23 protein-coding genes are annotated in these 23,422 nt (G+C 55.2%); 5 read left to right on the top strand and 18 right to left on the bottom strand.

What is annotated here, in order from left to right; all coding sequences use genetic code 11:
* Positions 1–286 (bottom strand): hypothetical protein (locus ATW55_RS16910; protein ID WP_235587146.1); only part of this gene is annotated, 286 nt, incomplete at its 3' end.
* A 21-nt stretch (positions 287–307) separates the two neighbouring features.
* Positions 308–1,480: a hypothetical protein gene (locus ATW55_RS13955; protein WP_067719200.1), complete on the bottom strand. Its 1,173-nt coding sequence runs from the start codon at positions 1,478–1,480 to the stop codon at positions 308–310.
* A gap of 338 nt (positions 1,481–1,818) precedes the next feature.
* Between ATW55_RS13955 and ATW55_RS13960 the strand changes: the two genes are divergently transcribed.
* Positions 1,819–2,607, top strand: a complete 789-nt coding sequence (locus ATW55_RS13960; RefSeq protein WP_067719203.1) for a YheC/YheD family protein — start codon at positions 1,819–1,821, stop codon at positions 2,605–2,607.
* Positions 2,608–2,615: 8 nt separating this feature from the next.
* On the opposite strand, the gene ATW55_RS13965 is transcribed toward ATW55_RS13960, so the two are convergent.
* Complete coding sequence (locus tag ATW55_RS13965) at positions 2,616–3,782, bottom strand: iron-containing alcohol dehydrogenase (RefSeq protein ID WP_067719207.1); 1,167 nt, start codon at positions 3,780–3,782, stop codon at positions 2,616–2,618.
* A gap of 160 nt (positions 3,783–3,942) precedes the next feature.
* On the opposite strand from ATW55_RS13965, the gene ATW55_RS13970 reads away from it, so the two are divergent.
* Positions 3,943–4,125, top strand: coding sequence for a YjzC family protein (locus ATW55_RS13970; RefSeq protein ID WP_067719210.1), 183 nt, complete (start codon positions 3,943–3,945; stop codon positions 4,123–4,125).
* A 24-nt stretch (positions 4,126–4,149) separates the two neighbouring features.
* On the opposite strand, the gene ispG is transcribed toward ATW55_RS13970, so the two are convergent.
* On the bottom strand, positions 4,150–5,235 hold the full coding sequence (gene ispG, locus ATW55_RS13975) for a flavodoxin-dependent (E)-4-hydroxy-3-methylbut-2-enyl-diphosphate synthase (protein WP_067719214.1): 1,086 nt from the start codon (positions 5,233–5,235) through the stop codon (positions 4,150–4,152).
* A 153-nt stretch (positions 5,236–5,388) separates the two neighbouring features.
* On the opposite strand from ispG, the gene ATW55_RS13980 reads away from it, so the two are divergent.
* The gene (locus ATW55_RS13980) at positions 5,389–5,838 is read left to right on the top strand and encodes a peptidylprolyl isomerase (RefSeq protein ID WP_067719719.1); all 450 of its coding nucleotides are present in this window, start codon (positions 5,389–5,391) and stop codon (positions 5,836–5,838) included.
* 53 nt (positions 5,839–5,891) lie between these two features.
* Here the strand turns inward: ATW55_RS13980 and ATW55_RS13985 are convergent, their stop codons facing one another.
* A complete protein-coding gene (locus tag ATW55_RS13985) occupies positions 5,892–6,749 on the bottom strand; it encodes a sulfurtransferase (RefSeq protein WP_067719217.1) in 858 nt (285 codons plus the stop codon).
* A gap of 93 nt (positions 6,750–6,842) precedes the next feature.
* Between ATW55_RS13985 and ATW55_RS13990 the strand changes: the two genes are divergently transcribed.
* Complete coding sequence (locus ATW55_RS13990; RefSeq protein WP_067719221.1) at positions 6,843–8,213, top strand: dipeptidase; 1,371 nt, start codon at positions 6,843–6,845, stop codon at positions 8,211–8,213.
* Positions 8,214–8,278: 65 nt separating this feature from the next.
* On the opposite strand, the gene cyoE is transcribed toward ATW55_RS13990, so the two are convergent.
* The 8 genes from cyoE to ATW55_RS14030 all read right to left on the bottom strand — a co-directional run bounded on the left by cyoE (position 8,279) and on the right by ATW55_RS14030 (position 16,728).
* Positions 8,279–9,217 carry a heme o synthase gene (gene cyoE / locus ATW55_RS13995; RefSeq protein WP_067719224.1) on the bottom strand — a complete coding sequence of 313 codons (939 nt, stop codon included), beginning with the start codon at positions 9,215–9,217 and terminating at the stop codon, positions 8,279–8,281.
* 54 nt (positions 9,218–9,271) lie between these two features.
* Entirely contained in the window at positions 9,272–10,126 is an 855-nt protein-coding gene (locus ATW55_RS14000) for a COX15/CtaA family protein (protein WP_067719228.1), read from the bottom strand.
* A gap of 389 nt (positions 10,127–10,515) precedes the next feature.
* Positions 10,516–11,325 (bottom strand): lipoyl protein ligase domain-containing protein, encoded by an 810-nt coding sequence (locus ATW55_RS14005; protein ID WP_067719231.1) that lies wholly within the window; start codon positions 11,323–11,325, stop codon positions 10,516–10,518.
* Between the two features lie 15 nt (positions 11,326–11,340).
* Positions 11,341–12,447 (bottom strand): MBL fold metallo-hydrolase, encoded by a 1,107-nt coding sequence (locus ATW55_RS14010; RefSeq protein WP_067719234.1) that lies wholly within the window; start codon positions 12,445–12,447, stop codon positions 11,341–11,343.
* Positions 12,448–12,556: 109 nt separating this feature from the next.
* Positions 12,557–13,693 (bottom strand): trans-sulfuration enzyme family protein, encoded by a 1,137-nt coding sequence (locus tag ATW55_RS14015; RefSeq protein WP_153005183.1) that lies wholly within the window; start codon positions 13,691–13,693, stop codon positions 12,557–12,559.
* 5 nt (positions 13,694–13,698) lie between these two features.
* Entirely contained in the window at positions 13,699–14,859 is a 1,161-nt protein-coding gene (locus tag ATW55_RS14020) for an aminotransferase class I/II-fold pyridoxal phosphate-dependent enzyme (RefSeq protein WP_067719238.1), read from the bottom strand.
* A 14-nt stretch (positions 14,860–14,873) separates the two neighbouring features.
* On the bottom strand, positions 14,874–15,248 hold the full coding sequence (locus ATW55_RS14025; protein WP_423742970.1) for a DUF423 domain-containing protein: 375 nt from the start codon (positions 15,246–15,248) through the stop codon (positions 14,874–14,876).
* A 61-nt stretch (positions 15,249–15,309) separates the two neighbouring features.
* Positions 15,310–16,728, bottom strand: coding sequence for an amidase family protein (locus ATW55_RS14030; protein ID WP_235587147.1), 1,419 nt, complete (start codon positions 16,726–16,728; stop codon positions 15,310–15,312).
* A 150-nt stretch (positions 16,729–16,878) separates the two neighbouring features.
* Between ATW55_RS14030 and ATW55_RS14035 the strand changes: the two genes are divergently transcribed.
* Positions 16,879–17,442, top strand: coding sequence for a nucleotidyltransferase family protein (locus ATW55_RS14035; protein ID WP_067719250.1), 564 nt, complete (start codon positions 16,879–16,881; stop codon positions 17,440–17,442).
* A 66-nt stretch (positions 17,443–17,508) separates the two neighbouring features.
* Here the strand turns inward: ATW55_RS14035 and ATW55_RS14040 are convergent, their stop codons facing one another.
* The 5 genes from ATW55_RS14040 to ATW55_RS14060 form a co-directional block, all read right to left on the bottom strand.
* A complete protein-coding gene (locus ATW55_RS14040; RefSeq protein ID WP_160327260.1) occupies positions 17,509–18,666 on the bottom strand; it encodes a VWA domain-containing protein in 1,158 nt (385 codons plus the stop codon).
* 6 nt (positions 18,667–18,672) lie between these two features.
* A complete protein-coding gene (locus tag ATW55_RS14045) occupies positions 18,673–19,581 on the bottom strand; it encodes an AAA family ATPase (protein WP_067719256.1) in 909 nt (302 codons plus the stop codon).
* 93 nt (positions 19,582–19,674) lie between these two features.
* The gene (locus ATW55_RS14050; protein ID WP_067719259.1) at positions 19,675–20,526 is read right to left on the bottom strand and encodes an FAD binding domain-containing protein; all 852 of its coding nucleotides are present in this window, start codon (positions 20,524–20,526) and stop codon (positions 19,675–19,677) included.
* Positions 20,523–22,871 carry a xanthine dehydrogenase family protein molybdopterin-binding subunit gene (locus ATW55_RS14055; RefSeq protein ID WP_067719262.1) on the bottom strand — a complete coding sequence of 783 codons (2,349 nt, stop codon included), beginning with the start codon at positions 22,869–22,871 and terminating at the stop codon, positions 20,523–20,525. The genes ATW55_RS14050 and ATW55_RS14055 overlap by 4 nt, the downstream gene beginning before the upstream one ends.
* A complete protein-coding gene (locus ATW55_RS14060; RefSeq protein WP_067719266.1) occupies positions 22,871–23,395 on the bottom strand; it encodes a (2Fe-2S)-binding protein in 525 nt (174 codons plus the stop codon). The genes ATW55_RS14055 and ATW55_RS14060 overlap by 1 nt, the downstream gene beginning before the upstream one ends.
* Positions 23,396–23,422 lie beyond the last annotated feature (27 nt).

A 23,422-nucleotide genomic window follows, 5' to 3' on the forward strand; every position in this document is an offset into this window, starting at 1 on the left:
AAAGGGAAGGAGTGGGTAAGATTTTTAAATGAGTTAGCCATTGCTCTTGGGTAAGATTTTTACGTGAGTTGACACGGTCCCCTTGAAGATTCGATTTGAAGGGTTCGTCATGTGACTTCACAGCGATAGATGCGTGTAACCGAAGGTGATCATCGCGTTTTCTAAACAGAATATTCCATATTAAAACGCCAGCTAAAATTAAGGCGGTAAAAATCACGCTTTCTATCAAGAGAAGATGATAGAAAGCGTGAACGACATAAGGGCTCGTAGGTGTTGACATATCCATTTTACATTGGTTCCTTTCAAATCAGCGTGCGCTTAGCTTGTGAGAAAGGAAGGGCAATGCGATTCTCTTGCGAAATGACACGGGGCGATCGGCATACCACCAACAAGAGATGTACAACAGTGCATAAAGCGGAGACATGTTCAAATCGGTCCCCATCCCTCCAAGAACGCCGAAATCTTCAGCGATCCACCAGGTAAACGCTAACCATGCGATCGCGGAAATCAATGTAAATTTTCTTAGACGTTTGAAGAAGCCTGATACACCGATCACGATCATGATCAGCACGGAAACCAAATTCCACAAAAGCGGATGATGCAACATACTCAACGCTGCGACTTGTAAAGAGTTAGAGAGAACAATCGGTTGTGGCATGTTCGATAAATTCGCGACAATCGAATACAGTGCGTCTGAAGAATAGTATCCATTGCTTGGTAAGATTTGAGCAAATGCAAGGATCAACCATTGAATTCCCAAGCCTGCAATCGTCCACTTCGCAATTTTTCCTGTCGCCCAAAATCTCAACGGCATGAGTAAATAAATCGAGATGAGCATGTAGATGAGCGCGGCGCCCGGTGAACCATTCCAATAACTAGGGCTGGAAAATAGATTCCCAAGTCCTTCACCCATAACCCATATGATGAGCGCCCAGACCAGCGAAGCCCAAATTGCCACTCGACCCCACCAATGATTACGGCCCGTCAAAATTCCAACACCAATTGCAAGTTGGGCAAGCAATGCTGCAATATTGTTGCCCACAGTGTCCTGGTTCCACATTGTAATTCCAAAATCCATGATGTGCTGTAGCCAACCCGGTTGAGATTGTGCAACAGAATTAAATACGAACTTCACAAAAATAGGCAATGCCATCTCAGGTTGAGATTGTAAAAATCCGTCGATGAGCCAGATGAAACCTAGCCCATACCATGCAATATACCAGCCTAAGGGATAGGAGTGAGTTCCGTTTTTCGATACCTTCGGCGATTCGCCACGAACAGTTAGCCTCATCGTATTTTTTGAATTTTTGTTTGCAACGGACTGATCCTCTTGTTCTTCGAATTGTTGACCAACCCACTTAAAGATAAAAGTCATAAATGCCAGTACAAAAATAACAAAGAAAAGAATCCATACAACCGTCAAAAGCGAATTGTAATAAACTGTAAGAAGCTGTACGTTATTTAGTCCTTTCATATTCATGACGGTTCGTTCCCCCCTGTCAACAAAATCCATTGTCTAATAGTGACAGAAATGTGTCGCCGCACACTTCAGCTTGATCTTTAGTAGAGCAACGGTTCCTTTCAATCACCAACAAAACTACTTTAGCACACGAGAATATCCACAGTAAAACGTAATCATTACGAATTTTGATCGAAAATCATAATAATGTCATAAAAAATTGTTATGGCATCTCACACATTGAGTCACCCTTCTATAATGAGTTGCAAAGTTTCATAACCGTTGTGTCATCCACCCACGCCTTTTTCACGCGTGTCTCATATGCTCTAGGGAGACTGCCCGACAAAGGATGACCCGTGTTGAAGCGACAACGAAGACCGGAACTCGGAAAGTGGCTACTCTATAAAATGTTCAGAAACAATGCGCACTGCCGTCCCTATTTGCCACCGACAAAGGTGTTAAGCAAAACGACGCTTCGCGAAATGCTCTCACTGTACAGTTCTGTTTATGTAAAACCCGTGGCAGGTTCACGCGGGCGCGGTGTCATGCGCGTTGTGGCGCGTGATGATCACTATCAACTGCATGTCGAGAATCAATCCGAAAAAACCTTCTCTTCCTTTTCAAAACTGTTTCACGCCATCTCCATACAGACGGCAAAAAAGCGGTACATTGTCCAGCGCGACGCACGGCTCGCCCACATTAACGGACGACCGTTTGACGTGCGGGTCATGCTTCAAAAGGATGAGCACGGCGAATACCAATGCACAGGAATCTGTGCAAAAGTCGCCGGACCACACTCCGCCGTGACAAATGTGGCGCGCAGCCGCGGCTACGTATTGACCCTTGAATCCGCGTTAGAACGCGCGTTCGGCATGTCACCTTCAAAGCAAAATGAACTGCGCAAGGAACTTGTCGGCTTAGGCTTTGCCGCAGCACGACACATGGAATCATACCAACCGTACGCAGAAATTGGCCTCGACGTCGGAATCGATCAAAAAGGGAAGCTTCACTTCCTCGAAATCAACACAGGACCCAGTCACGCTCTTTTTCGCCACAAAGAAACCGCCGCGATGTATAAAACCATCCAAGAAGTTGCACGCAAAAGAAGGCGCGCCTTCGCGAAAAGACGCGCCAACCGCACTGCGTGAATTTTACTTTAGAGACTCGCCTTTAAAATCGCCAGAACATCGCTTTCACTTAGCTTTTTGTAATTTCCAAGCGTCCCCATGCGCACAGCGTGCGCCGCCATCTTTTCAAGGTGTTCATCAGGAATGTCATAGTCAGCGAGGCGCTTTGGCGCTCCGATGCTGTCAAAAAACGAACGGACAGCCGCAATCGCTTCAAGCGCCACAGCGCGCTCGTCCTTGCCGTAGGGATCTATGCCAAAGACGCGCGTTCCGAGTTGCGCAAACCTCGCGGTTCCTTCGCTTAGCACGTGGTTCATCCAGTTTGGGAAGATGATCGCAAGTCCACCGCCGTGCGGAATGTCATAGTATGCGCTGACTTCATGCTCAATGCCATGCGTCGCCCAATCGCCGAGCATTCCCATTGCAATCATGCCGTTTAACGCCATCGTCCCACAGTACATGATCGTCTCGCGCGCCGTATAATCCTGCGGACTCTCAAGCACGCGCGGCGCGTACTCGATAATCGTTGCCATCACCGACTCGCAAAGCCTCTCTTGAAGTGCCGTATTGGGCGTGTGAGAGAAATACTGTTCAAGGACGTGACTGAACATATCCACAATGCCATAAACAGTTTGCTCGCGAGAAACCGTAAATGTATTCGTCGGATCGCAAAACGAGAATTTCGGAAACGTGTGAACAGAGCTTGAGCCGATCTTCTCATTCGTTTCCCAGTTTGTAATCACACCGCCGCTGTTCATTTCAGAACCCGTCGCCGCAAGTGTCAAAATTGTTCCAAGCGGCAAGGCGCGCTCCGGACGCTTGCGCGTGCTGTAAAAATCCCACACGTCGCCATCGTACAGCGCGCCACCAGCAATCGCCTTCGACGCGTCAAGCACCGATCCCCCGCCGACGGCGAGAACCAATTGAACATCGTGTTCACGGCAGAGCGCGATCCCTTTTTTCACTGTGGTCAAACGCGGGTTTGGCTCGATGCCGGCCAGTTCAAACACTGTGACACCGCCGTCTTTTAACAGCTTCATCACGCGGTCGTAGAGTCCAAACGATTTGATGCTGCCGCCGCCATACACGAGAAGCACGCGCTCGCCATACGTGCGCACTTGACTTAGCAAGTTTTTTTCCAGTTGATCCCGTCCGTAAAACAGTTGGGTTGGATTGTAAAATGTGAATGCATTCATATGAAAGACACCTCCTGAAGACTTACGTTTTTAACCTTACCATCTTTTTGTTTGTGCATCAAATGGCGCACCAAGACACACGCTAATTTTCAGGATGTAGAAATTACAAGGCATCCATGCGCATGAAATTCATCCAATTTTTGATTGTGAGGTGAAGACATTGGGAGAGCGCACCCTTTTTGTCGGAGGCGAACAGGCGCCAAATGACGGGTTTTATGTCGAAGTTAGCGAGCAGCGCCACGGGTCTCCGGTAAACGACCCCCAAGGTGTTCAGCTAAAGCGTGGAGATCGCTTTCCAGAACTGAGCGATAAAGATCGCAAATGGACGCTGCGCCGCAAGTAAAGAATTTTATGTATACAAACCGGGTCAGCGAATCGACCCGGTCTCTGCAAAACGCCGCGCGAGTGTGTCAATTTCGCGCTTTAACTCGGCGACGAGCTCGTGTTCAGGCACTTTGCGCACAACCTCGCCGTAGCGAAACAAAAGCCCCTCACCGCGCGCGCCAGCGATACCAATATCCGCCTCACGCGCCTCACCCGGGCCGTTTACCGCGCACCCGAGCACGGAAACTTTAATCGGCGCCTTAATGTTTTGTACATACTCCTCGATCTCATTGGCAATGGAGATCAAGTCAATGTCAATCCGTCCACACGTCGGGCAGGAGACCAGTGTGACCGCGTTTGAGATGATGCCAAATGTCTTTAAGAGTTCGCGCGCCACCTTGATCTCTTCGACAGGGTCAGCCGACAGAGAAACTCGGATCGTGTTGCCAAGCCCTGCCGCCAGAAGTGTGCCAAGCCCCGCCGCGCTCTTGATCGTACCGCTAAAAAGAGTACCAGACTCGGTGATTCCGAGGTGAAGCGGATAGGCAAACGTGCTTGCCGCGAGTTTGTACGCGTCGATCGCGAGATTGACATCCGACGCCTTCATGGAAACGATGATATCCGTAAAATCGAGTGACTCCAGGATCTCGATATGGTGAAGTGCACTTTCAAGCATTCCCTGCGCGGTCGGATAGCCGTAACGCTCAAGAATGTGACGCTCAAGCGATCCCGCATTTACCCCGATGCGGATCGGCACGCCGCGCGCTTTGCACGCCTTTACCACTTCTTCAACACGTTCGCGCTTTCCGATGTTCCCCGGGTTGATCCGCACCTTGTCGACGCCGTTTTCAATCGCGAGCAGCGCCAAGCGATGGTCAAAATGAATATCCGCCACGAGCGGGATGTGAATCTTTTTCTTAATTTCTTTGATCGCGTCAGCCGCCTCACGCGAGTTCACTGTGACGCGCACCAAGTCGGCTCCCGCGTCTTCGAGTCGGTGAATCTCTGCGACCGTCGCTTTGACATCCGCCGTTTTTGTCATGGTCATGCTCTGCATCGTCACGTGTTGGCTGCCGCCAATGGTGAGAGGTCCTACGCGAACCGGTTTGGTTTGATCACGCAAAAACATGCGTATGCCCCTTTTCTCATCAACTCTCATCGACATCGTGATGAATCTATTATAGCGCAGTCAAGCATGCGCGACGAGTCTTGGAACCGACAGGCAAAAGACCGTATAATGGACGAGGTGTCACATCATGATCAGAAAAAGGAGAATCCTGCGTTGAAAAAAGCAATCGTAGAACTTGCAAACGGCGGCACGATGGAGTTCGAGTTGTTTGATCAAGAAGCGCCAGGCACTGTGGCAAACTTCGAAAAACTCGCCAACTCAGGCTTTTACGACGGTCTGACCTTTCACCGCGTCATTCCTGGCTTCGTCGCTCAAGGCGGCTGCCCCAATGGCACCGGAACAGGCGGACCGGGCTACACTATCAAGTGTGAGGTGGAAAATAACCCGCACATCCACCAGCGCGGAGCGCTCTCCATGGCGCACGCCGGGCGCAATACGGGCGGTTCCCAGTTTTTCATCGTGCACGATCGCAAGACGACGGCACACTTGGACGGGAATCACACGGTCTTCGGGCAGATTGCAAGCGGTGATGCGCATATTGAGGCGATTCGGCAAGGAGACCGCATGACGTCCATTCGCGTCGTCGAGGTTCCGAGCGCCTGACACGCTTTTTAAGCAGCATTGCAAACTGTCCATCTTTTAAAGGTGGACAGTTTTTAATGATCGCCTGTCGCGATCGGCAGCGCGTCATCCGCACACCATTCGCTAAAACTCCCCACATAGACGCGCGGGCGCTCACCGATCTCAAAGAGTGCCATGGCAAGGACGCACGCCGTGACGCCTGATCCACACGACACCCCAATCGGTTCCCCGTCAAGATACGGTTTTAGAATCTCCCGCAATTCCACTTCGTCGCGCAAGACGGCCGGCGCTTTGTAGAGACTGGTAAAAGGCACACACGATGCGCCCGGAATATGTCCGGCTTTGCGATCGATTGGCTCCATCTCTCCGCGGTAACGTTCAGGCGCACGCGCATCGAGCAAGTGGTGGACGCGCGGGGTGTCCGGGCGTTGCAAGATATCCTTTTTTTCAAGCATCCAGTCGCTTTGGTACGAAGAGACATACGCTGAACCCGACACTTCACGCGCGCGCGCGATTCCCGCCTCAAGTTCGCCGCCTGCCGCCTGCCACGCCTTGATGCCCCCTGCGAGAACACGCACATCGCGATGGCCGTAGAGCCTAAGCATCCACCACAGACGCGGCGCCATGTCCCCTTTTTCATCATAGACAATCACGCGTGACAAAGGCGTCACGGAAAGCCGCTCTAAGAATGCGGCAAATGCAGCTTCAGACGGAAGGGGGTGCCTTCCATCACCCGGTCGCGGCGGCCGCGACAGATCCTTTTCTAGATCCGCATAAAAGGCGCCAGGAATGTGTCCTGCGCGATACGCGTCGAATCCGGCGTCTGGTGCACTTAACGTAAAGCGGCAGTCAATCACGACGATGTCCTGCTCTTTGTGATGGCAAAGAAGCCACGCGACACTGCACTGTGTGGCCGTCCAATCGCGATTCATCATCCACTCTCCATTCGTTAGATCTGCTGCTTGCGCTTATTGTACAATGAAGTGAACGCACATACATGCTCATTGATCCTTTAGGAGGCGCTTATGGCAACTATCGAAGATGAACTTGAACGCGCGCGTGCCGCGCAGCTTGAGGAGTTATCCTCCTTTTTGCGAATTCAAAGCATCAGCACGCTGTCTTCACAACAAGCCGAGATGAGAAACGCCGCCGCCTGGCTTGTTGACAAATTGCAGCGGGCTGGATTCAAAAATGCCGAGGTGCTAGAAACAGGTGGGCACCCGTTGGTCTTTGCTTCTTTTCATGTAGGCGACGATGCGCCAACGATCCTGATGTATGGACACTACGATGTGCAGCCAGTCGACCCGCTGGAACTCTGGACAACGCCTCCCTTTGAACCGAAGATCCGCGATCAAAAACTGTATGCGCGCGGCGCATCAGATGACAAGGGACCGGTATTTCTTCACATCCTCGCCCTCGAAACACTCATCCGCCGCGGCGAACTGCGCGTCAATGTGAAGCTGTGCATCGAGGGCGAAGAGGAGTGCGGCAGTACGAATCTCCCCACTTTTCTTGAAAAGAATGCGGAGCGTCTGCGCGCCGATGTGTTGCTCATTTCGGATACGACGATGGTCGGTCCGATGCAACCGGGAATTTGCTATGGGTTGCGCGGACTCTGCGCACTTCAGGTCGACCTGAAAACAGCCAACTCAGACCTTCACTCAGGGCTCTATGGCGGCGCTGTACCCAATGCGCTCCACGCGATGGTCGAACTACTGGCGTCGCTTCACCACCCCGATGGACGTGTCGCCGTCGATGGATTCTACGATGAGGTGGTGGATCTCACAATGGATGAGCGCGCTGCGCTCGCCGAGCTTCCACACGATGATGAAGCATATCGCAAAGCACTTGGGCTAACCGCGCTTTTTGGCGAAGCAGGCTATACGACAATCGAGCGCTCAACCGCCAGGCCAACGCTTGAGATCAATGGCCTGTATGGAGGATTTCAAGGCGAAGGTACAAAAACGGTGATTCCGCACGAGGCGCATGCAAAGATAACATGCCGACTTGTCAATCAGCAGACACCGGCGACCATTCAGGAGAAGGTTAAAAAGCACCTTTTGGAGCACGCGCCTATCGGTGCGACACTCACCGTGACACTGCAGGATACGGGTAACCCATACCTTGGTTCCTTTGACGCACCCGCGGTGGAACTCGCCAAAAAAAGTTACGAGCATGCATACGGTGTACAGCCTTACATGACGCGCATGGGTGGCTCGATCCCGATCGTTGAAGTGTTTCATCGTGTTTTGAACATTCCTGTCGTACTCATGGGCTTCAGCCTGATGACCGAGAATTTTCACGCACCAAACGAGCACTTCTCTCTGGAAAACTTTGACCGTGGCATTCGTGCACTCACACATTTTTATCGTGAAGCCGCTACCGCGCTCAAATAGCGCACACAAAACGAGAGCCACGCACCCAATGGGCGTGGCTCTCAAAGATTGCAACAAACTACTTTTTACACCGCGCTGATTACCATCGCGGCCGCCATCACCATCAAGTAAATCAGCGAGAACTTGAACATTTCCGTCGCCCAAGCCACATCATCGGTCGCGCGATACCCGCGTACAGCTTTGACGATCCACCACAGCCCCAATACGACAGAAGTTGCCAGATAAATCATCCCGACCGCGTGCGTAAAATAAAGCAGTGTCGACACAGGGAGAAGAAGAACCGTCCAAAAAACCATCTGACGCTTTGTCGCATCAAAACCGTAGAGAACCGGAACGAGTGGAATACCCGCCGCGGCATACTCCTTTACACGCCTCATACCGAGCGCAAAAAAATGCGGCGGTTGCCAGATGAACATGAAGGCAAACAGCAAGAAGGCGCTTAAGCTGAGCGAGTTGCTCATCGCAGTCCACCCAATAAGCGGAGGCATGGCGCCAGAAATGCTGCCGATCACCGTGCTGAGCGATGTGGTTCGCTTTGTAAGCCTTGTATAGACAATGACATAAAAGAACAATCCAATAAAAGCCATGAGTGCCGATAACCCGTTGACATAGAGGCCAAGCATCAAAATGCCAAGCGCTGCAAGCACAGATCCGAGCGCAATCACAGACCATGCAGGAAGGCGATTGTTGGGTAGAGGCCGCTTCATCGTCCGCGACATCAGTTGGTCAATATCGCGATCCATAAAGTTGTTCATCGCGCATCCACCCATGACAACGAGACTGCTGCCCGCCAAGGTTAGCATCGCGGTTGAAAAGACTGGATGGCGCATCGCGCCGAGCCAAATGCCGACAAACGTCATCATGGCGTTTGACATCGTGATTCCCGGTTTTGTCACATTGATCAGATCGCGCACGACGCGCTGATACGCTCTCTTGGGATCGATCTCGGCCAGCGCCTGTGCGGCCGCATTCGTTTCTGAAGAGATCACCGCCTGATCACTCATCGGTCTTACACCCCTTTGACCACAACGTTTTTCTATTTTTATAAAAGGAAAAACTCAAGAGTGCGCTGCCACGAGCGCCTTTTCTCTCTTTTCCCGAACCTTTACGCGCACCGCCGCAAGATCGAGAAGGACGAGCGACAAAAAGTAGGCGGCAAGCGTCACCATGGCCGTCGCACCTGCAAAGTGCAGCGTGTCGGACATGACAGACAACTTTGTTTGCAGCGTGATGATGCCAAGCACAATCTGATAGAACAAAAGTCCGACCAATGCAATTGACAGCCCGCGATACTTTCCTTGTTTTGCCGACACGATGACAACCCACGCGACTGCCCCCGTCACGAGCGCAGTAAATGCCATGTGCAAGATGAGCAACAGAATCGACACGGTAAGATTTGGCATGTAGTGCTGGTCATGACTCAAAAGGTAGGCATTTTGCCCATACAGAGCCTCACTGTAGCCGCCGTGGCGAAAAAAGCCGCCAATCAACGCCTGAACAAATATCGTTGCAGTCGCCCACAGTATGGGCTTGCGAAACGGCTTTGCATCGCTTGCCCGCGTCGCCAAATCCTGTTCGAGATCTGGTGTTCTGAGCTGTCGGTGTTCACGCCACCCAACCGCCGTCATCGCGGCGAGAACGCCTAACAGAACCATGCTGTTTCCGACATCAATCGTCGTAAACGCACCAGGCAAAACGAGGACGACAATCAGCGCGCCAAGCACCACCTGCGTCGCCAAGAAGAAGAAAGATAAGATCGAGAGTCGACGGACAAGGCGGTCGCCGCGGTGAACCCACCACATGCGTATGGCATTGACAGGTATGAGCAAACTGGCGAGAAACGCGACCAATCTGTGAATGTACTCAACGAGTACCAAACCGTGCAGCGGCGGAATGAGCGTGCCGTCGCACAAGGGCCATTTCGGTCAGACAAAGCCTGCATTCAGACCGACGACCAACGCCCCGAGCACTGACAATAAAAAAAGAAAAACGGTTGTCGCCAGCGGCAACTTATATCCCAAGGGAGAACCCCTCCTTACATGCATACAAAAAGACCATTATGCATGTCATCATGGCCTGTGCTGCACATTCTACTATGAATCAATCACCACAGAAAGCAGAAACATCCACCTGCAGGCCCACATCACGTTCATCGTCAAGTTTCTTCCGTCCCGTGAGGATGCATCCATTCCGTAAGCGTTTTTCTCCTCCTCCGCCAGACCAAAAATTGCGCCCAAGCGCATCGTCACAATGAAAGATTCATAATATCAACCTAACTATAGCACACCCCTATCCGTATCGGTCAAGGAGCCAATCGCCGCAGCGCGTCAACTTCTTCGTCACAGGTAGGTTCAATCACGTCAACCAGCGTGCGATCAAGCTCAAGCCTCTGCTTGATGTGCGCGATCAAACGCTCTGTCGAAGAAGCCGGTTCATATCCAAAAGACAGCAGTTCCCCCACCGCCTCATCCAAAATATCCGGAACCCAAACCTCACTTCCGGAGGCTGCATGCTCATAAAACGATCGAATGAGTGCCGCACGGGCCACAGCCGTAGGAGTCACGTTGAGTGCGGCGCTGACCTGCACGACACCGCGCAAACGCCGCTGTGCAAGTCCCGCGACCTTTACGCCACCGATGTGCAGGTCATAGCGGCCCGGGCAATAGGCGTGTGGAACTTCTCCCACTTCTATGGCGAGCGGAGAGAAAAAATTACAAAGCAGTTCTGCCATGGCGCGAAATGCTTCGTCAATCGAAAGATCCCCTGGGATCATATACGTCAGATTGAGCACGCCAAGATCAAGCGGCACGGCCAATCCGCCAAACGGACGCACAACCGTCTCATAGCCAATCGCGCGCAAAACGTCGATCCCCCTTTGCAAAAAAGGCAGCGCGCGCTCCCGGCTGCCAAGCAGCACCGTGGCAGGGCGCTGCCAGATGTGAAAAAGAGGCATTTGCACGCGACTCACAACGCGCGCCAACGCCTCTTGTCGAATCAGTTCTGTCAATCCGTGAGAACCTTTCTCATGGTGCGTGACGTGAAACATCAGCGTGCGCGACGAAACCGCAGAAACCATTTTTTCTTTTCGCGCAGCTTTTTCTCTCTCGCTCATCAAATCGACTCGCTTTCACAGGCGGATCTCCCGCTCAAGCGCCTTGGCGTCATGCGCCTCAAGTGCGATCTGCCCTGTGTTGATACGCATGATTTCATCCGAATTCGGGTGAAGCTGCGACACAAAGTCTCGCGGGTGATCGGCAAACGAGAGCACATTAGACACGCTCAATCGGCGCGCGCCCGAGCGGATTTGTCCGAGGGTAGTACCTATCATCCCATTTTTAGAAACCTCTTGCACATCTGAGAAATGACCCGGCCAAATCAGCATATCGTCGGGATACGCCTGAAGCTCGCGCAAAATCGTGTTGGTCGTTTTTTCCGCCCACTCTTGCGCAACGCCGGGCAGATCAGGAATTCCCACTTCACCGACGACCAACGCATCCCCCGTAAAAATTCCGAAGCGATCAAGGACCAGCAGCGAGTGTCCCGGCGCGTTTCCTTCCGTGTCAAGTGTAATCACCCGCGCGTCAAGCGCGCCAAACCGCAGGGTTCCTCGCTTGAGCCGCGTGACAGGAAGAGCCGTTTGGTGAACCTCGCGATGAGCCATCAGATAGGCGGCTCGCGTCACCCCAAGCAGGGCCTGCGCACCCGAGATGTGATCGGTGTGAACGTGCGTGTCGATGACCGTCTCGATTTTACTGTTCTCGCGCTCGGCAAAAGCGAGATACGGTTCAATAAAGCGAATCGGGTCAATCACCGCCACCTGGTGCGCCGACACAAACGCGTAAGAGAGACACCCTGTTGCCAACCGATGAAACTGAACGAGTTTGACCTGCGCGTTTACCAGCAGTGTCGATTCCACGACAAACTCATCCCACGCTGTATAGCCGTCCAAAAGGGTGCTCACTTCATAGCCCTTTTCCACAAGTCGATCCGCAACGTTTTGCGCGGCAGAATCGTGCAGCGTCAAAAAGATCACACAAGTGCGGGCAGGCAAGAGCTGATCATTGACCTCATCGGCCTGAAAGTCGTAATACGGCACATCAACGGCGGCCAGCGATCTTCCTTTAATCATCCAGTTTTGGTACACATTGCGCGAACGCACATCAAGCACGCTGAATGTCTCCCCGCGCGTCATCCGTTCTGCCATGTCGCGCAGCGTTATTGTCGTAATCGCCATAGGTGAACCTCCCATCGGTCATGCGGCACGATATTGCTCATACTACTATGCGCCAGACCCTCACCCATCATGCGACACGCCCGCCACGCGCAAAGATTTAGATCTGCGATCAAAGACCCGCGAACGCTTGGCGGAAGTCCTCGATCAGATCCCCTGCATCCTCCAGTCCCACGGACAAGCGCAAAAGGCCCGCGGTAATTCCCCGCTTTTGGCGCTCTAGCTCTGGCATCGCGGCGTGCGACATGCGGATCGGATAAGAGAGAATGCTCTCTACCGCGCCAAGACTCACGGCAAAAAGCGGCAATTTCAGGCGTGTGACAAACGCGCGCACCGTCTCTTCATCGCGCAGCGCAAAAGAGAGCAGCGCCCCTGGCCCCGTCGCTTGCCGGGCGTGAATCGCGTGTCCCTCGTGCTCTTTTAACCCTGGGTAATAGACGGTGTGCACCTGCGGCTGTTCCTTCAAAAACGCGGCCATCTGGATCGCCGTCGCCTCGCTCTGCCGCATGCGCACGCCAAGTGTCTTGATCCCGCGCATGACGAGAAAACAGTCTTGCGGCCCGAGGATCGCGCCAAACCCGTTTTGGATCAGGTACATCTCCTTTGCGAGCGCGTCCGAATTCACCGTCGCCACACCTGCGACCACATCCGAGTGGCCGCCGAGAAATTTCGTCGCAGAGTGCAAAACAATGTCTGCGCCCAGTTCGTGCGGTTTTTGGAAATACGGTGTCATAAAGGTGTTATCGACCATCGTCAAAGCGCCGGCGTCTTTGGCAATCGACGCGCAGGCCCTTATGTCAATGATTCGCATGGTCGGGTTCGAAGGTGTTTCAAGATACACCGCATGGGTGTTTGGCCGAAGCGCGCGTGCGATGTTTTGCGGATCCGTCGCATCGACAAACGTCGTCTCGATGCCAAGGCGCGAAAACACGCGTGTCAATGCGCGAAACGTGCCGCCGTAGAGATCTTCGCACGCGATGACGTGACTGCCCGCTGGAAGAATCAAAAGCGCGGCCGTGATCGCAGCCATTCCCGACGAAAAGGCAAAACCGCGCACACCTCCTTCAAGCGTCGCGATGATGCTCTCAAGCGCCGCGCGCGTCGGGTTGCCCGAGCGCGCATAGTCGTAGAGAACCTCATCGTCAAACCCCTGATGAAACGTGGACGCCTGATAAATGGGTACACTTGACGCGCCATACAGTGGGTCGATCTCGTTTCCTGTGTGCAAAAACTGCGTGTCCGGTTTCATTTTCATCACGCGCGCACCGCCTTGCCTGCCGCCTCAAGCGCCCGCGCGAGGTCGGTCTTCAAGTCATCCGCATGCTCGATGCCGACGGAAAAACGCAGCAAGCGATTGGTGATGCCAAGGGCGCTGCGGATCGCTTCAGGGATGTCTGCGTGCGTCTGCCGGGCCGGGAACGTGAGCAGCGACTCCACGCCGCCGAGACTCTCGGCAAACGCGATCAACTGCAAATGTTCGAGAAAGGGCGCCACCATCCGCTCGTCGATCACATCAAAGGAGACCATCCCGCCGTACCCGGACGCTTGCCGCTCCTGCACGGCTTTGCCTGAATGTGACGCAAGCCCCGGGTAGTAGACGCGCTCAACCAGCGGATGCGCCTCCAAAAAGCGGGCGAGTTCTCGCGCGTTTTCCTCGTGCCGCTGCATGCGAAGGCCAAGCGTCTTCATTCCGCGCATGAGCAGATACGAATCGTCAGGCCCTAAGACGGCGCCGATCGTGTTCTGATAAAAGTAGAGGCGATCCGCCAGTTCTTTTGTGCGCGCGACGACGAGCCCCGCCAACAGGTCATTGTGACCGCCGAGGTATTTTGATGCGGAGTGAAGCACGATGTCCGCGCCAAGTGTCAGCGGCTTTTGCACGTACGGCGTCATAAACGTGTTGTCGACAATCGTCATCATGCCATGTTCGTTCGCGTATGCGATGCACGCTGCGAGATCGGTAATTTTCATGGTCGGATTGGTAGGCGTCTCGATAAAAAGAGCTTTGGTCTGTGGCGTCGTCGCCTGTTCTAAGGCCCCTTCTTTCGCAAAATCGATATAGCTGACCGCGACGCCATAGCGCGCGAGCACCTGCTCAAACAGCCGATACGTCCCGCCGTACAAGTCGTTTGACGCAATCACGTGATCGCCCGGTCCAAACAGGTTCATCACGCAGGAAATCGCGGCCATCCCTGACGAAAACGCGAATCCGCGCGCGCCTTCTTCAAGCAGCGCGATTCCATCCTCAAGCGCCTGCCGTGTCGGGTTCGCCGTGCGCGCATAGTCAAACCCTGTACTCTCGCCAAGGCGTGGATGGGCGTAGGTCGTTGAGCGGTGAACGGCCGAAACGATCGCTCCTGTGGAGGCGTCGCGACGGGCGCCGAGTTGTGCGAGATTTGTCTCGGTGCGATACATAAGGTTGCCCCCTTTTAAAGTGAGAATGAAGCGATCAACAAGGTGATCCAGCCTGCCAGAAAAAACAGGCCGCCAAACGGCGTGATTGCGCCAAGCTTGCGCACTCCGGTGACGGCAAGCAGATACAGGCTCCCGGAAAAAAGAAGGATTCCGACTGCAAAGAGGACACCCGATGTGCCCAACAGCGACGGCGTGCCTGGGGCTTTGTGCGCAAATGCGATCACCCCGACGCCAAGAATCGCCAGCCCATGAATCAAATGATACTGGATCCCCGTCTGATAGACCGCGAGCTGTGAGGGCTCAAGCCGCGCGCGCAGCGCGTGCGCCCCAAATGCCCCGAGTGCGACGGCCAAAAAGAGAAACAGCGCCCCGAGTCCGACAAAGTTCAAGTGTATCCCTCCTCGTTTTCGGTACGGCGCGACGCGAGATGCTCATTTGCGCCATGTCGCATCACGCGAGATCAGGCGCGACGCGATGCATCGTACCCTGTTCGTACGCATACGCCATGCGGATCAACTGCGCTTCCGTGAACGCGGTCGACGTAAAGGTCACGCCAAAAGGGCAGCCGTTTTCAAGTTTTCCTCCCGGCACCGTGACGGAAGGGTAACCCGCCTTTGCTGCGATTGCCGCGCCATAGTTTGCAGGAAATAAAAGCGCATCGAGTGAATGTTCGCGCAGCGCGCGATCGATCCCCTCTTCTCGCGCATAGCGCAAATCGCGTAGGCGGGCGTTCAGATAGGCCGGATCTGTCAGACTCCCGGACGTCTCTTCACTGGCGAGCAGGATCGCCTGCCCGTAGCGCAGCATGCGCTCTTTGTCAGCGTCGTTAAATTCGATCAATTCCTTGAGGCTGTGCACTGGAAGGCGCGCGTCCACCTTGCGCAGGTAGCTGTTGAGTGCAGACTTAAACTCGTACAGCAGCACCTCGTATCCGTTCTCGCGCTTTGCGCTAAGTTCAATAGGATCGACAATCACCGCGCCAAGCCGACGCAGGTCATCCATGGCCTGCTCCATGACGGCCAATTGATCTGCGCCCAAATGCTCGTAATATCCAGAGCGCGGCACGCCAAGACGCACCCCTTCAAGTCCGCGTTCCAAAAGACACGAACGATAATCGGGCACCGCGCCCGCCGCACCTGTCGCCGGGTCGCGCAGATCACACCCTGCGATTGCTTGCAAGAGCAGTGCAGCGTCTGCCACCGTCTTTGCCATGGAGCCTGCCGTATCCTGACTGTGCGATATGGGAATGATGCCGTAGCGACTCACGAGCCCTACGGTTGGTTTGATCCCGACGAGCATATTTTCCGAGGAAGGGCTCAAGATCGAGCCTGACGTCTCTGTGCCTATCGCTGCCACCGCAAAGCCTGCCGCAATCGCCGCGCCAGAACCGGAACTCGAACCGCCGACGTCAAACTCGCCCGGACCGTACGGATTTTTTACCTGTCCACCACGCGAGCTGTAACCGCTTGGCATCCCTTCTGCCATAAAGTTCGCCCACTCAGTCATTTTTGTTTTGCCAAGCAGGACAGCGCCTGCCGCGCGCAGGCGGCGCGCGACCTCAGCGTCTTCTGCCGCGTATGACTCCGACAGCGCAAGGGAGCCTGCACTTGTATGCATGTGATCCGCCGTATCCAGGTTGTCTTTTATGAGAATCGGAATGCCGTGAAGCGGGCCGCGCACCCCTGTCCGCTGACGTTCGCCGTCAAGTGCCGCCGCGATCGCAAATGCGTCTGGGTTCCACTCCGCCACAGCGTTTACGCCAATGCCCTCTTGATCATGCTCTGCCACCCGCTTTGCGAATGCGGCGACGAGTTCAAACGATGTGAGACGCTTTTGCTGCATCTCGTGTTGCAGCGATTCAATCGACATAGACGTTATATCCATCAAGACTGTACACCTGCTTTCATATTAAAACGATCTATGAAAAAGTTGCTTGACCGTATATGATGTCCACTATATCGACTTTGCGATCGAACTTCCACTGTGCCGTCATTTCAACTTGGTAAAGGAGTGGAACCCGTGATCATCAGCGAACGGCGCACGGCGGCAGTCATTCTCGCGGCGGGAAAGGCCACGCGCATGGGCGCGCCTAAGTTGCTCTTGCGCGACGATGCCGGAGAGCCGCTATTCTCTTATGCCTTTCACGCGGCGTGGCGCGGGGGGTGCCGCCCTGTCATCGCGGTGATCAGCGAGAACAGCGCCCCACTTATGGATGATCCCGCTTTTTCCCGCGCGCGCTTTGTGCGAAACTGGCGCGCCACAGAAGGGTTAGCCACAAGCCTGCGGGCAGGTGTGGAGGCAGTGCCAAGCGACGTGAGCAGCGTGATGATTCTGCTTGCCGATCAGCCGTTTGTCACGAGTGAACTGATTGCACAGTTGCGCAGTGCGCACGCAGACCACGCCGAATGCGCAGTGATCCGCCCAGTCTTTGCAGGCGTCCCGGGCCACCCTGTGCTCTTTTCATCCGCTCTCATGAAGGAACTGCGCGCGTGTCAGGGAGACGCCGGGGCGCGTCACCTGTTGCGTCGCTATGAAAAAAAAAACGCTGACCATTCCCGCCCCGGTCGACACCCTGCCGCTTGATATCGACACACCAGAAGAGTTCGCACAGTATAAAACCATGCGCGCGTCTTTGCACACGGAATCGCGTCAATCGCCACACAGGTCGGACAGATAAGCGTCTGCCAGTTCGTCAAAAGTCTGCGCACTGTGTGCGATGTGCGCGCTACGCCGCAGATGTGCAATCCCGCGCGGCGCGTCCGAAGTGCTTTGCGGAATAATTCCAGGGTAAATCCATACGAGTGGATGGGCGCGCCGCGCAAGTGCCTGCACCGCATTTGAAAAAGCGTCCTCACTGCCTGTAAAAAGACCGTCTGTCGCGAGCCACACGAGTGCATCACGCTGCAAAAGGGACTTCCCTTCGCCGCGCACAAAGTCCGTGAGCGATTCTGTAAGACGCGTCCCGCCCTCTGCGTCTTTGGCTAAAAGGTATGCGTCAGACAGTGCGCGATCCCGCGCCGAAAGCGTAAGCGCGCGTGTCAGGCGCGTCAACACGACGCTGAATGCGAACACTTCCACATGCTTGCTACAACTTGCCAAGACATGCGCAAAGCGCAAAAGGGTGCGCGTGTACGGCGCCATGGACCCGCTTAGGTCAAGCAGCAGAATAAACGGCTTCTCACGGCTCTTGCGGGATGAATAAAAAAGCTCCGTAAGTTCGCTCGCTGTGCGCGAACGGCGGATACTCTCAGCGAGTTCCATGCGTTTTCCGCGTCGAGTGATGCGAACCCGCCTGCTGCGCCGCTTTGGAAACGCGAGCCGCTGTTGAAAGCGGGCCATCTCTTCTCGCTCCCACGTCGTGAGCGCGACATATGTTTTGCGCTGATCCGCCACAAACACACTCGCCCCGACCTGGCGCGACAGCGGTTCTCCCGCTGCGCAGTCGCTTGTGTCACCATGCGGCGAAGAGAAAAAAAGCTGTGGATGGCGATGCTTTTCCTGGCGAAAGCGGGCGACGTTTGCTGTCAGTGTGTTCTGCGCCAAACGCGCATCCTTTATTCCGCGCAGACTCAGGAGAAATTGGCGAAACGCCGCTTCAAAAAGAGGCATCTGCTCGCGCGATTTGACAAGCGCCGCCGCGAGGGCGCTGCGCAGCATAAGTGGATCGGAAAATCCGACGAGCAAAGCGCTTTGCAGCGCTACTTCCTCTTCTTGTGCGCTGATCTGAAACCCGAGCGTGTTTAAGGCGCGGCAAAAGAGCAGGAGATTGCGAAACGCCTGTCCATCAGGCGTAAGTGCTTCACGCACCATAGCCTATACCTTTGCGAGCAGGTTTGCGACACGCGACCGCCCACTCTCACCTGTCAATAGTTCAAGGTCGTCCCGATACTTAAGCAGACACCCCATGGTGTCGCGAAGGACAGCCTCATCCAAAACACGAACGTTCAGCGCTTCAAGCGCCTGGGCAAAATAGATCGTCTCGGCAAGTCCCGGAACTTTATAGAGAGGCTCCTCGCGCAAACGCTGGATAAACAGGCACAGGGAGTGCGTCAGGGCTTGCGCCAGTCCCGGGACATGCGCTGTGACGATGCGCATTTCTTTTTCAATCGTCGGATAATCGATCCAGTAATAGAGACAGCGCCGTTTCAGCGCATCATGCAACTCGCGCGTGCGATTTGACGTCAGGATGACCAGTGGCTTTTCTGACGCGCGAATCGTCCCGAGTTCCGGAATCGTCACCTGAAACTCCGCCAGCAGTTCGAGCAAAAACGCCTCAAACTCTGCGTCGCTGCGATCCACCTCATCGATTAAAAGCACAGGTGCCGGCGTCGTGGAAATCGCTTGCAAAAGGGGACGACGAAGGAGAAAACGCTCGCTGTACACCTCATCTTCGACGCGCTTTTCCCACCCCATGTCTCCTTGATCAACCCGCCCCGCCTCGCGCAGGCGAATATGGAGGAGTTGGCGCGCGTAATTCCAGTCGTAAAGCGCCGTCTGCCGATCGATCCCTTCGTAGCACTGCAGACGAAGAAGCGGACGCGAGAGGGCATTTGCGAGAGTTTTGGCAATCTCAGTTTTACCGACCCCCGCCTCCCCTTCAAGAAAAAGCGGTCGCTCCAGACGCAGCGCCAGAAACACAGCCGTGCAAAGACTGCGCTCTGCGATATACCCATGCTCCTCAAGCAAGGCCTCCACTTGTTCAACCGACGCAAGCGAAATCATCGTCCACCTACCCTGTCAGAAAAAATTCGCCCGCAGGAAACGAACAACCCGCGGGCGTGCCAGATTTTCATTTACAACACCGATCCTGCGCGGCTACAGGCAGCGGCGCAAAGCGCGTTGCGCGTAGACCTGGCAGAGATGCGCCCGATAGGTTGCCGAGGCAAACAAGTCTTCCGCCATCTCACCGTCTTGCGCCGCAAACGCCGCCGCCGCACGCACAGTCTCATCAGTTGCAGGTCGGCCCAGTAGTGCGCGCTCCACTGCGTGCGCGCGATACGCCAAATCACCCGCTCCAGTGATCGCCACACGCGCGTAATCGATCAAGCCCTCTGTCACGCGAAGCACAGCCGCCACGCCAGCCACCGCATAACCCGAGGCGGGGTGAGAAAATTTTTCGTACGCCGTGCGCGCGCCAGCCGGCGGAACCGCAAACGCGATCGACGTCACCAGGCTGTTTTCCGGCAGACTCGTCGTGAGCGGACCGATGACAAATTCGTCCATCGTAAAACTTGCCGGCCCATCCGGGGTTGCCACATGGATGCGCGCATCGAGGGCGATGGCGACTGCCGGAACGTCGGCCGCAGGGTCCGCGTGCGCGATGCTCCCGCCAATCGTGCCGCGATTGCGCACTTGAATGTCGCCCACTGCGCGCGACGCTTCGGCGAGCAGCGGGATTTTCTCAAGCACCTGCGGATCGCGGATGACACGCGCATACGTCGCGAGTGCGCCTATAACTACCTCGTCAACGCCCACCACAATTTTTTTAAGCTCCTCAATTCGCCCGAGATCAACGATGGTCTGCGGCGTTGCCAACCGCAGTTTCATCACGGGCAATAGGCTGTGCCCGCCCGCGATCAGTTTGGCGTCGCTCCCCGCCGTCTGCAAAAGGCGGATGGCGTGATCGACAGACTCCGCTCGCTCATACGCAAATGCGCTTGGTATCACGCCTGACTCCTCCCCTCATTCATGGCGCGCCAGACGCGCTCAGGCGTAAGCGGCATGTTCAAATCCCTGACATGAAAAGGCTTCAGCGCATCGATCACGGCATTGACCACCGTCGGCGTCGAGGCGATCGTTCCGGTCTCGCCAATGCCTTTGACGCCGAGTGGATTTTGCGGCGCAGGTGTCTCTGTGAACGCAGTCTCCATCTCCGGAAAAAAGCGCGCCTTTGGCATCGCGTAGTCCATAAACGTCCCGGTGAGCAGTTGACCTTCTTCGTCATAGACCGCACCTTCGTAGAGCGCCTGCCCGATTCCTTGAACGATCCCGCCGTGAACCTGCCCTTCCGCGATCAGCGGATTGATCACTCGGCCACAGTCATCCACTGCGATATAGCGCAGAAGGGAAACCTCGCCTGTGTCAGGATCAATCTCAACGACACAGAGGTGTGTGCCAAATGGGTATACGAAATTGACCGGATCATAAAAGGCGTGCCCTTCAAGGCCCGGTTCGACCCCTTTAGGCAGATTCCAGGCAAGGTATGCCTGAAGCGTCACCTCCTGAAACGTCACGCTGCGCTCAGTACTTCCTTTGATCGAGAATTTCCCAGCCGAAAAGGTCACATCCTCTTCCGCCGCCTCCAGCATGTGGGCGGCGATTTTGTTCGCTTTTTCGATCACGCGATCGGTCGCCACCGCGAGCGCGTTGCCGCCAACTGGCGTTGTGCGCGAACCGTACGTGCCCCAGCCCATGGCAATCCGCGCAGTGTCTCCGTGGACAATCTCGATGTCTTCGACAGGCACGCCAAGTCGATCTGACACGATTTGCGCAAATGTCGTCTCTTCACCCTGACCGTGCGGGGATGCGCCTGTAAACGCCGTGATCTTTCCTGTCGGATGCACACGCACCGTCGAGCTTTCCCAGAGACCGCCTTGAAACCCTACGGCGCCTGCGACCTGAGACGGTCCCAATCCGCAAATCTCAACGTAAGTTGTGCACCCGATGCCAATGAGTCGCCCTTCTTTTCGCCACTGCTCCTGCTGTTGCCGCAGCTCTTGGTAAGACAGCATCTCTAAGGCGCGCTCGAGCGCCAGATGATACTGACCACTGTCATACTCAAGACCAAGCGGTGTGGTGTACGGAAACTGGTCGGCGCGAATCAAATTTTTGCGGCGAACCTCCACCGGATCCTTTCCAATCTCATTTGCAAACAGGTCCACCATGCGTTCGAGCACATACGTGGCCTCTGGGCGACCCGCACCGCGATACGCGTCCGTCGGCGTCGTGTTAGTAAACACGCCGTACACATCCACTTCGGCGTGCGCAAACTGATACGCGCCAGGCACGATCAAGCCAAACAGGATCGTCGGCACGCCAGGTCCTGCCGTCGAGAGGTACGCGCCCATGTTGGCGATGTTTTTTACGCGAATCGCAGTCATCGTTCCATCGCGCTTTCCCGCGAGCTCAACGTCCAGGATCATGTCGCGTCCATGCGTTGTCGCGAGAAAATGCTCGCGTCGATCTTCCATCCACTTGACAGGGCGGCCAAGCTCCATCGACGCGAACCCAACGAGCGCCTCGTCCGGGTAACAGGCGATTTTTGCACCAAACCCGCCGCCCACATCGACGGACACGATGCGCAACTTATGTTCAGGAATGCCGAGAATAAGCGAAAGCAAGAAGCGGTGAATGTGCGGATTCTGGGATGTGAGATGGAGCGTCAGCTCTCCAGTCCCCGCATTGTACGAGGCCGTCGTCGCACGCGTCTCCATCGGGTTTGGAATCAGCCGCTGCTGGCGAAACTCGTGGCGCACGACCACTTCCGCCTCTGCAAACAAAACGTCTGGCGCATCGCCTGCCTTCCAGTGAAAGGCAATATTGTTTGGCGCATCCCCATGCACAAGCGGAGCGCCTTCCTGCATCGCCGCGCGCTGATCGACGACGACATCAAGCGGCTCATAGTCAACCTCGATCAAATCGAGCGCGTCGCGCGCCGCGTAGCGGCTCTCTGCGACAACGAGCGCGACACCATCCCCGACATAGCGCACAACGTCGTGCGCAAGCGCCGGATGAACCGTTGTCTTTATGTCGGAGTTTGGCGGCAGCCACGCTGTCGGAATCGCCCCCACTTTGCCGAGAATGTCTTTTCCCGTGTACACCGCGACAACGCCTGCCGCGTTTCTTGCCTTCGCAACATCGATCGAGCGAATGTTCGCATGCGCATAGGGACTGCGCAGAATCATCGCATAGAGCATGCCAGGCAGCGCAACATCATCCGAGTACGTGCCATTTCCCGTGATCAGGCGCGGATCTTCCCGACGCTTGACTTTTGTGCCAAAGACTGTCGCCATCAGCCGCGCCCTCCTTCCGCTTCGGCTGCCACTTCTGGCTCGCCCACCTGTTGGTTCATCTGCTGGGCCGCGTATTGCACGGCGCGCACGATGTTTTGATAGCCCGTACAGCGGCAGAGTACGCCTTCGAGACCGTCGCGAATTTCCTCTTCCGTAGGATTTGGATTGTGCGCGAGCAGATCGGTCGCCGCCATCATGACGCCTGGCGTGCAAAACCCGCACTGCAGACCGTGTTTTTCCCAAAATCCTTGCTGGATCGGGTGGAGATTCTCAAGCGTTCCGAGGCCTTCAACAGTCGTCACCTGCTCACCGTCTGCCTGAACGGCGAGAACCGTACATGATTTGACAGCGCTTCCATTTAAGAGAACTGTGCATGCGCCGCATTGACTTGTGTCACAGCCAATGTGCGTGCCCGTCATTTGCAGCGTATCGCGAAGAAGGTGCACCAAGAGTGTGCGCGGCTCAACGTCAACCGTATGCGGTTTCCCGTTGATCGTCAGTGAAAGAGATATCGTCTCGCTCATCCTTTCCCTCCCGTATCGCCAAGTTTC

The sequence above is a fragment of the Ferroacidibacillus organovorans genome (genome assembly GCF_001516615.1).
GTDB classification, from domain to species: domain Bacteria; phylum Bacillota; class Bacilli; order Alicyclobacillales; family SLC66; genus Ferroacidibacillus; species Ferroacidibacillus ferrooxidans_B.